General features: G+C 59.5%; 13 protein-coding genes. 12 read left to right on the forward strand and 1 reads right to left on the reverse strand.

From position 1 onward, the window contains the following. Positions 1-177: 177 nt before the first annotated feature. The 12 genes from ACI94_RS05610 to ACI94_RS05665 all read left to right on the forward strand — a co-directional run bounded on the left by ACI94_RS05610 (position 178) and on the right by ACI94_RS05665 (position 7,079). Positions 178-1,566: an NAD(P)H-hydrate dehydratase gene (locus ACI94_RS05610; RefSeq protein WP_224732805.1), complete on the forward strand. Its 1,389-nt coding sequence runs from the start codon at positions 178-180 to the stop codon at positions 1,564-1,566. 56 nt (positions 1,567-1,622) lie between these two features. Continuing rightward, the gene (gene moaC / locus ACI94_RS05615; protein ID WP_066958803.1) at positions 1,623-2,117 is read left to right on the forward strand and encodes a cyclic pyranopterin monophosphate synthase MoaC; all 495 of its coding nucleotides are present in this window, start codon (positions 1,623-1,625) and stop codon (positions 2,115-2,117) included. Positions 2,118-2,243: 126 nt separating this feature from the next. Next, complete coding sequence (locus tag ACI94_RS05620) at positions 2,244-2,834, forward strand: 50S ribosomal protein L15e (RefSeq protein ID WP_066958779.1); 591 nt, start codon at positions 2,244-2,246, stop codon at positions 2,832-2,834. A 31-nt stretch (positions 2,835-2,865) separates the two neighbouring features. After that, complete coding sequence (locus ACI94_RS05625) at positions 2,866-3,510, forward strand: RNase P subunit p30 family protein (RefSeq protein ID WP_066958780.1); 645 nt, start codon at positions 2,866-2,868, stop codon at positions 3,508-3,510. After that, the gene (locus tag ACI94_RS05630; RefSeq protein WP_066958781.1) at positions 3,507-3,989 is read left to right on the forward strand and encodes an Rpp14/Pop5 family protein; all 483 of its coding nucleotides are present in this window, start codon (positions 3,507-3,509) and stop codon (positions 3,987-3,989) included. Before ACI94_RS05625 ends, ACI94_RS05630 begins: the two co-directional genes overlap by 4 nt. Continuing rightward, positions 3,989-4,711 carry an archaeal proteasome endopeptidase complex subunit alpha gene (gene psmA / locus ACI94_RS05635; protein WP_066958782.1) on the forward strand — a complete coding sequence of 241 codons (723 nt, stop codon included), beginning with the start codon at positions 3,989-3,991 and terminating at the stop codon, positions 4,709-4,711. Before ACI94_RS05630 ends, psmA begins: the two co-directional genes overlap by 1 nt. 11 nt (positions 4,712-4,722) lie before the next feature. Beyond that, positions 4,723-5,427, forward strand: coding sequence for a ribosome assembly factor SBDS (locus ACI94_RS05640; protein WP_066958783.1), 705 nt, complete (start codon positions 4,723-4,725; stop codon positions 5,425-5,427). Between the two features lie 56 nt (positions 5,428-5,483). Further along, positions 5,484-5,774, forward strand: a complete 291-nt coding sequence (locus ACI94_RS05645; RefSeq protein WP_066958784.1) for a 50S ribosomal protein L37ae — start codon at positions 5,484-5,486, stop codon at positions 5,772-5,774. Positions 5,775-5,780: 6 nt separating this feature from the next. Further along, on the forward strand, positions 5,781-5,912 hold the full coding sequence (locus ACI94_RS05650; RefSeq protein WP_083524872.1) for a DNA-directed RNA polymerase subunit P: 132 nt from the start codon (positions 5,781-5,783) through the stop codon (positions 5,910-5,912). Continuing rightward, a complete protein-coding gene (locus ACI94_RS05655) occupies positions 5,909-6,313 on the forward strand; it encodes a hypothetical protein (RefSeq protein WP_066958785.1) in 405 nt (134 codons plus the stop codon). Before ACI94_RS05650 ends, ACI94_RS05655 begins: the two co-directional genes overlap by 4 nt. Continuing rightward, positions 6,310-6,558 carry a KEOPS complex subunit Pcc1 gene (locus tag ACI94_RS05660; RefSeq protein WP_066958786.1) on the forward strand — a complete coding sequence of 83 codons (249 nt, stop codon included), beginning with the start codon at positions 6,310-6,312 and terminating at the stop codon, positions 6,556-6,558. Before ACI94_RS05655 ends, ACI94_RS05660 begins: the two co-directional genes overlap by 4 nt. A 155-nt stretch (positions 6,559-6,713) precedes the next feature. Then, positions 6,714-7,079: a prefoldin subunit beta gene (locus ACI94_RS05665; protein ID WP_066958804.1), complete on the forward strand. Its 366-nt coding sequence runs from the start codon at positions 6,714-6,716 to the stop codon at positions 7,077-7,079. 35 nt (positions 7,080-7,114) lie between these two features. Here the strand turns inward: ACI94_RS05665 and ACI94_RS05670 are convergent, their stop codons facing one another. Beyond that, positions 7,115-8,659, reverse strand: coding sequence for a 2-isopropylmalate synthase (locus ACI94_RS05670; RefSeq protein WP_066958787.1), 1,545 nt, complete (start codon positions 8,657-8,659; stop codon positions 7,115-7,117). Positions 8,660-8,883: the final 224 nt, after the last annotated feature.

Below are 8,883 nucleotides of genomic sequence, written 5' to 3' on the forward strand. Positions count from 1 at the left end.
TCGCTCCTCGCACCTAACAGTGCTCCAGCTCCGGTTCTTCAAACCGTCGCTCCTCGCACCTATCGGTGCTCGCACTCCGATTCTTCGAATCATCGCGCTTTCAAAAGATATCTATGAGAGAAACGCCATAGCACCAATCAGACAACGTTTAGAGGGCCATGCATGACACCGGAGAGTATGCGCGAGTTTCTGGAGACCGGCATCATCGATGCCGGCAGGATGAAGGCAGTCGAGGGGAATGCCGTTGCGCTCGGGCTGCCGCCGCTTCTGATGATGGAGAGCGCCGGGCGGGCGACTGCGGATGCAGTCCTCTCCTACAAACCCTCCCGTGTCCTCGTCCTCTGCGGGAGGGGGAACAACGGCGGCGACGGGATGGTTGCGGCCCGCTACCTCCAGCACCTCGATGCAGTCGATGTCGTCTATCCCGACTGCGGTTCGATGACCGCCTCGACCACCACCCAACTCTCCCTCCTCCGGCACTGCTCCGTCTCCCTCCATCCTATCAGGTGCGCCGCCGATATCGATCGGCTCGCCCCGCTCTTTGACTCGGCCGATCTCATCGTCGATGCAATGCTCGGCACCGGGATATCCGGCGCGGTGCGGGAGCCGTTTGCAACCCTCGTCGCCCGGGCGAACGCGAGCGGCGCGCCCATCATTGCCGTCGACGTCCCTACCCCCGGGATCAGGGCGGCAAGGATCCTCTCGTTCCACCGGTCAAAAGTTGAGGGTGCGGACGTCGTGGATATCGGCATCCCGCTCGAGGCCGAGGTCTACACCGGTCCCGGCGATCTCACCTTCCTCCCGGCACGCGCGCCCGGGGCCCACAAGGGTGCCGGCGGCGAGGTCCTCGTCGTCGGAGGCGGCCCCTATCAGGGGGCGCCCTACATCGCCGCAATGGGAGCGCTCCGTGCCGGGGCGGATATCGTCCGGATCGCCTCGCCTGCGTATATCCCCATGCCGGACCTGATCTACGAGCGCCTGGAGGGGAGCGTGATCACAGCCGATCACCTGGAGACGATCCTCCCCCTCGTCGAGCGGGCCGATGTCGTCGTCTGCGGGATGGGGCTTGGCAAAGCGAGCCACGATGTCGTCCTCGCCATCGCGGAGGCGGCGAAGCGAGCGGTCTTCGATGCCGATGCGCTCGTCCGTCCCCTTCCGACGGCAAAGGAGACGATCTACACCCCGCATGGGGGCGAGTTCGCCCGGATGACGGGTACGGACCTCCCGTCGGATCTTATTGCGCGTGGCCGATGCGTGAAGGCCGCCGCGACGACGGGGACCATCCTGCTCAAAGGCCCGGTCGATATCATATCCGACGGGGTACGGGTCAGGTTCAACCGGACAGGGGCCCCCGCGATGACCGCCGGTGGGACGGGCGACCTGCTTGCCGGCATTACCGGGGCGCTCTTCTGTCAACTTCCCGCGTTCGAGGCGGCTTCGATTGCAGCCTACGTCTGCGGCAGGGCCGGGATGCGGGCCGCAGAGGAGCGGGGGAACGGACTGATCGCGACCGATATGCTCGAGTACATCCCGGACGAACTCTTCCGGGAGAGATCGCCAGAGTGACCTTTGATGAGACACCCTCTTTTATCCCCGAAAAAACAGAAGATCTCCTGATACCAATGAACGAGTCCGGCAAACAGAGCGAAAAGCCGATATTCACGCATATCGCGAACGATCGCGCGCAGATGGTGGATATCTCGGGAAAGTCCGAGGTTCCCCGGGAAGCGATCGCGAGCGGAAGGATTTACCTGCGGAGCGAGACACTCCGGGCCATCCGGGAGGGAACCGTGGTCAAGGGCAACGTGCTTGCGACCGCACGGGTGGCGGCCACCCTCGCGGTGAAGGATACCCCGCGTATCATCCCCATGTGCCACCCCATACCGCTCGCCGGGATCACCATCGACTTTACGGAGGGCGACGGTTACATCGAGGCGACCGCCCGCGTTAAGTCCTACGGGAGGACGGGCGTCGAGATGGAGGCCCTCACCGGAGTCTCGGTCGCTCTTCTCACCGTCTGGGATATGGTCAAATCCGCGGAGAAAGACGAGAACGGGCAGTACCCGGTCACCCGGATCGATGCCATCCGCGTTGTTGAGAAGCGCAAAGGGGTCTAGATCTCCCTGCGGGTGGGTGCCGGCGAAGAGAATCCTTTATCTATGCTCCCGTCAACCTGTTAAAGACCACGGGATACGTCCCGGAAAGGAATGTGGCGGAAACGCTGAACCTGAGGTGATAAAAGAATGGCAAAGTCAATGTATGCCTACGTTCGGGATGCTTGGAAGCAGCCTGATAGGTCCGAAGTGAAAGGCCTCCTCTGGGAGCGCCTCCAGAGATGGCGGCGCGAGGGGAGCGTCGTGCGCGTGGAGCACCCGACCCGGATCGACCGGGCCCGGTCGCTCGGCTACAAGGCCAAGCAGGGTGTCATCGTCGTGCGGGTCAAGGTCCGCCGTGGCGGCCGGAGGAAGTCGCGGTACGTCCGCGGTCGCAGGACTGCACGCATGGGTATGCGCCGGATGACCCCGGCAAAGAGCCTGCAGCGCATGGCCGAGGAGCGTGCATCCCGCAAGTTCCCGAACATGGAAGTCCTGAACTCCTACTGGGTTGGGCAAGACGGACGGGCAAAGTGGTTTGAAGTGATCCTGGTCGACGGTCACCACCCGTCAATCAAGAGCGACCGCAACCTCGCATGGATAGCCGACCCCGTTCACCGCGGACGGGCGGAGCGCGGCAAGACCTCTGCCGGCATGAAGGGGCGCGGAATGCGGAAGCGTGGTCGTGGAACCGAGAAGACCCGTCCAAGCATCCGTTCCCACGCGAACCGCGGGAAATAAATAACCCTTTTTTCTATACGGCCCGCGCACAATGAAGATCACAGACGCCAGTGTATGTCCCTATCCTGCCGGCGACTCGACCATCGGCCGCATGGCGCTCGAAGCGGCGGAGCTCGGGTTCGATAGCATCGTTGCCGTCGGGAATGTCAGAGACCGATTCAACGGACTGGAGGTTCTCCGGGGGGCCGTGATCAATGCCGCCTCTCAAAAAGAGGTTCTCAAGCAGGTCCGTGAGCCCGCTGTCCGGCAGGCAGACGTGGTCTTCGTCAACGCAGGGGAGATCGCCTTTAACCGGGCCATAGTCTCGGTCAAGGAAGTGAACGTCATCAGAAACATCCACACTACCCGGAAGAACGCCTTCGACCATGTTGCCGCACGGACGGCAGCAGAGCGGGGTGTTGCGGTGAATATCTCGATTGCTCCCATCATCCAGCTTCGCGGGGCAAAGCGCCAGATGGCGCTGCAGCGGTATGCAGACGTTCTCCTGCTGCAGCGCCGCTATGGCTTTCCGCTGACGATATCATCCGATGCACACTCGATCCTTGAGCAGCGGTCGGTCCGGGAGATCCGGGGTCTCTGTGCCCTTTTCGGAATGACCGGGTCGGAAGTGAGCGAGGCCCTCTCCTCCGTCGGCCGGATCATTGAACCGAAAGCGCCCGTGCGGGTGGTTGAATGAAACCGAGACCGCCGGCGATGCGGACGAAGTGGCGTTATATCCTTGCACGGATCGTTCCGTCTCGGGTGGCAGCGGACTCAAAGCAGGTCTACCTCTCGGTCATCGAGGCGGCGACAACCCTTCTTGGGGACGTAACTGTCGGTCTTGCACAACCGGCGGTGGTCTTCTGTGATGGGGGATACGTTATGATCCGATGCCGGCGGGGAACCGAGAGCGATATCGCTACGGCCCTTACAACGGTCACCATGATCGCCGATGAGAGAGTAGCACTCCGCACGGTCGCCACATCCGGGACCATTCGTGCATTGCGGCGCCGGATAAAACCTATCCAACTCCTCTCGGAGCCCGGGGAAGCAAAGGTCGGGGAAACGTATTTCATGGTATACCGCTACCCCCGTCAAAAGGTTGATTTGGTCGAAAAGGGTATTAAACATCAGAAGTCATTGTTTTTCACCGAAGCCGATTTGGAGGAACGATAATGCAACCACAATATCAGATGGGATACGACCGGGCGATCACGGTCTTCAGCCCGGACGGAAGGCTCTATCAGGTTGAGTATGCAAGAGAAGCGGTGAAACGGGGCACAACGGCCGTCGGGATCAAGTGCAGCGAAGGTGTTGTGCTGATCGTCGACAAGAGGGTTACGTCCCGTCTCCTCGAGCCGGTATCCATCGAGAAGATCTTCAAGATCGATGCGCATATCGGCGTGGCATCCTCCGGCCTCGTCGGTGATGCGCGTTCTCTTGTGGACAGAGCGCGGGTTGAGGCCCAGATCAACCGGGTCTCCTATAACGAGCCGATTGACGTTGAGATTCTTGCAAAGAAACTCTGCGACCACATGCAGACCTACACCCAGTTTGGCGGTGCACGCCCCTACGGGACTGCTCTCCTGATTGCAGGGATCAGCGACGGAGAGGCACGGCTGTTTGAGACCGACCCGAGCGGCACGCTCCTCGAGTACAAGGCGACCGGGATAGGTACGGGCCGCCCGGCGGTCATGAAGGTCTTTGAGGACGAGTACCAGGAAGATGCGGACTTTGCTGGCGCTATAAAACTTGGTATCAAGGCCCTGCATGCCGCGACAGAAGGCAAACTGGATGTGAGTGCCATCGAGATCGGTGTCGTTTCCATCGCGACCCGGATGTTCCGGAGGATGGAGAAGGAAGAGGTAAAGAGATACGTCGACCAGTTTGAAGAGTGAGTGCACCTTCTATGATACCCCTGGACCAGGCAGTTGTAGCGCGGCTTGAGAGCTACGGTGAGCGATTCGAGGTGCTTGTCGACCCTGACCAGGCCATGCGTATCCGGCAGGGAGAGAATGTTGATCTGGAGGATGTAATAGCAGCGGACTCCATCTTCTCAAACGCCGCCCATGCTGAACGCGCTTCTGATGAGGCTCTCCAGAAGGTCTTCAAGACGACCGAGTTTGAGCAGATTGCGCTCCGGATCATTCAGAAAGGCGAGATTCATCTCACCGCCGAGCAGCGCCGTCAACTCATTGCAGATAAACGCAACAGGATCATTACGTTCATATCGCGGAACGCCGTCAACCCGCAGACCGGCTACCCCCACCCCCCGCAGCGGATTGAACTTGCCATGGAGGAGGCGAGGGTGAACATCGACCCCTTCAAAGGGGTTGAAGAGCAGGTCAAGGAAGTGGTCAAGGCACTCCGCCCCATTCTCCCCATCCGATTTGAGGAACTCCGCATCGCAGTAAAGATCCCGGCGGATTATGCAGCGAGAGCCTATGGTGAACTCCAGAGTGCAGCGACCATCGAGCAGAACGAGTGGCAGAAGGATGGTTCCTGGATTGCTGTCGCGAGGATTCCGGCAGGCATTCAGGGGGAGTTCTACGACCTTATAAACAAGATCTCAAAGGGCTGCGCGGAGAGCCGGATTCTCGAGCGCATCTCGTGAGTAACTATATTAATTGACAGCGCAAAAAATTAGAGGACATACAAGAGGTACGCTAAATGGCAAACCGCAAACAGAGTGCCAAGGGCAGGGTAGTCGGAAGTTCCGGGCGTTTTGGCCCGCGGTATGGCCGGTTTATCCGGAAGAGAGTGACCCAGATCGAGCAGATCTCAAATGCGCGCCACGTCTGTCCCCGCTGTGACCGGGAAACGGTCCAGCGTGAGGGAACAGGGATCTGGCTGTGCCGCAAGTGCGGGTTTAAGTTTGCCGGCGGCAGTTACGCTCCCGAGACTCCCGCGATGCGTGTTGCCGCGCGGAGCATTGAGCGTTCGCTGCAGAAGGAGGGCTAATCAGTCGTGGCTGCCTATAAGTGCGCTCGATGCAAACAGAAAGTAGAGATCGATATCAATATTCGCTGTCCCTACTGTGGATACCGTATCCTTTTCAAAGAGCGCGGCGCAGCAATAAAAGATCTGAAGGCTCGATGACGATCGTCACGACGTCACGCAAGCCCCTCCCTGAGGTGCGCACCCTCTCCAGGGATCTGGCGTTCGCGATCGGTGGGGAGTATGTCACCCGTGGCAAGGCGGGTATGGGTGACCTCTTCTCCCTTGACGATCGGGTTTTGATCGTCTCTCGATCGGGCCCCCTTTTTATCATCCAGATCTTCTCGAACGAAGAATTGGTCGGAGAGATTGCCATCCGGTCATTCACCGTCACGGAGCGGCCGGGTGCGATTGCCCGCGGGCTCTTTGTCTCGAACCGATCCGTGTTCGAGACCCTCAAGGACCACGTCAACGTTGTATTCGCTGCCGAGGTCCTTCCCGGAAACAGGATTGTCTTTGATGGTACGCAGCGGAAGCGCTACACGCTGGAGGTGGCCTCGTGAACCATCATACGGCCGTTTTTGCGTTCACGACCGAGGATGCCCGTGCCCTCTACCTCTCCGTCTGTCAGGAGATGGGCGACGTGGGAGACCGCTCGTCCGTCCACGTACGGCTTGAGGGCACCGATAGACTCATCCTTGAGGTGACTGCAAGCGATATACCTGCCCTCCGGGCGGCCCTGAATACCTGGCTTCGGCTGATCACTATAGCGATCGAGATGAGGGAGATCGTCGCCCCTCAAGAGTGATGACGGTGCCAGAAAACTCCCTTCCCTGAACCCTCACATTTTATGGGCTTCACGCCCCTATGATGTAGAGAAAGGGCATCGGGCCGGGGAGGCCTTCCGCCCGCATCCGAAATATTGTTACAGATCGCTATCCCATTCTGGGAGGGTTGATGAATATGGAAAATATCCCACCTAAGGTACAGAACCAGCTGGCAATGCTCCAGCAGATGCAGCAGCAGCTGCAGGCTGTGATCTCACAGAAAGCACAGTATGAACTGACGATCCGCGAAGCCCGGCGGGCGGTCGAGGATCTTGCCGATGTTCCCGAGGATGCGGCAGTATTTATGAACGTCGGCAGCGTCATGATGCAGAAGAGCCGGGAGCAGGTGCTCTCCTCCTTGAATGAACGCATCGAGACGCTCGAACTTCGGGTTAAGTCGCTTGAAAAACAGGAGAAGGCTCTTCAGGGCAGGTTTGAGCAGTTATCCTCACAGATCAGGGGAGCACTCGAAGGGAAGCAGCAGCCTTCCGGTCCTGCCTGAACCTGGAACTTTTGGTAAAATAGGGGAGCGGGTGCTCACTCCTCCCGCTCACGGTCGTTCTTCCGCGTCCGGCAAACGAGGTTGATCGCGTTGATCATCGCCTCGACCGATGCCAGAATGATGTCGTCGCTTGATGCGCTGGCATCAAAGACCCGACCCAGTTCATCCTCAACGGTGATGGTGACGTGGCCGAGTGCATCGGTGCCGCCGGAGATTGCCTCGATGTTGAACTCTTTTAGATGAACCGGGACAGGAATGATCCCGAGGATCGCCCGCACGGCCGCATCCACCGGCCCGTTGCCGACGCTTGAGAAGACGTGCTCCACCCCATTGACCGTCGCCTTGACGCTCGCTGTCGGGATGACGTGGTTCCCGGTCATGATAGCGACATCCTGGAGTTCCAGAGTCTTCTCGTTCGGCGCAAGGTGCATGACACTCTCCGCGATCTCGTAGAGGTCGGCATCCGTCACGCGCTTGCCTTTACCGGCAATCCCCTTCATCCGCAACACAATCTCATCGAGCTGTGCGTCCGTGGGCTCTATGTGCACCTCGGCGAGCATCTGCTTGACTGCGTGCCTCCCGGCGTGTTTGCCGAGTTTCAGCCTGCGCCGGTGACCGACCATCTCGGGGGTCATGATCCCGGGCTCGAACGTATCTGACCGGGCGATCACACCGTGGGAGTGGATCCCGCTCTCGTGGGCAAAGGCGTTCTCGCCGACGATCGGCTGCGTGGCGGGAATACTCATCCCCGCGTAGCGTGCAACAAGCCTTGAGGTCTCTACAAGGCTTGTTGTCCGGATCCCGGTATCGATCCCATAGATTGATGAGAGGACCATCACCGTCTGCGCGAGATCCGCGTTCCCGGCCCGCTCCCCGATGCCGTTCACCGTCACCTGGACCTGGGATGCGCCCGCCTCGACCGCCGCGACGGTGTTTGCCACCGCAAGCCCGAAGTCGTTGTGACAGTGGACGTCGATGGGGCAGTCCACCTCCTCTCTGATCCTGGTGATGAGGCGCTTCATGGCCGCCGGCGTGATCACGCCGACCGTATCGGGGACGTTGATGACCGTTGCCCCCGCATCCACCGCGACACGGAAGACCTCTATCAGGTAGTCCCAGTCTGTCCTCGTCGCGTCCATCGCCGAGAACATGCATTGGTCGAGATGGTCACGGACGTATGAGACGATCTCGCCGGTTGCATCGAGGACCTCCTCACGGGTCTTTTTGATGGTGTACTCGCGCTGGACGTCGGATGTCGGAATGAAGACATGGACCATATCGACGTCGCAGTCGATGCACGCATCCACATCGGCCCGGAGCGATCGCGCTAGACCGCAGATCTGTGACGTGAGCCCGAGTGCCTTGATGGATTTGACGATCTCGCGCTCGGCATCAGACGATGCGGGAAAGCCCGCTTCGATGGCGTGCACTCCGATCTTCGAGAGTTGCTCTGCAATACCGAGCTTCTCTTCGCGCGTGAATGAGATGCCCGGCGTTTGTTCACCGTCGCGCAGTGTGGTGTCGAAAACAGTGACGTTCTTTTTCGCACGGCTATCGGTGAAGAAGACAGTACGCTTCAGCGTACCTGGTTGCTTCAGCGTTTGTGGAGTTCATGATTATATCAGTTATTAGAACTAATATATGAATAATGCTCCTGGTTGTGCAGGACCGGCTGGCAAGTGGGCGAAAAATATAATAACTCATCACGACAACATTGTTAGAGCAGGGACCCGCCTTAACTCAGACTGGTAGAGTGCGCGGCTGTAGTATCTGTCTCTTATACACATCTCCGAGCCCACGAGAC

The sequence above is a fragment of the Methanoculleus sp. DTU007 genome (genome assembly GCF_001512385.1).
Taxonomy (GTDB): domain Archaea; phylum Halobacteriota; class Methanomicrobia; order Methanomicrobiales; family Methanoculleaceae; genus Methanoculleus; species Methanoculleus thermophilus.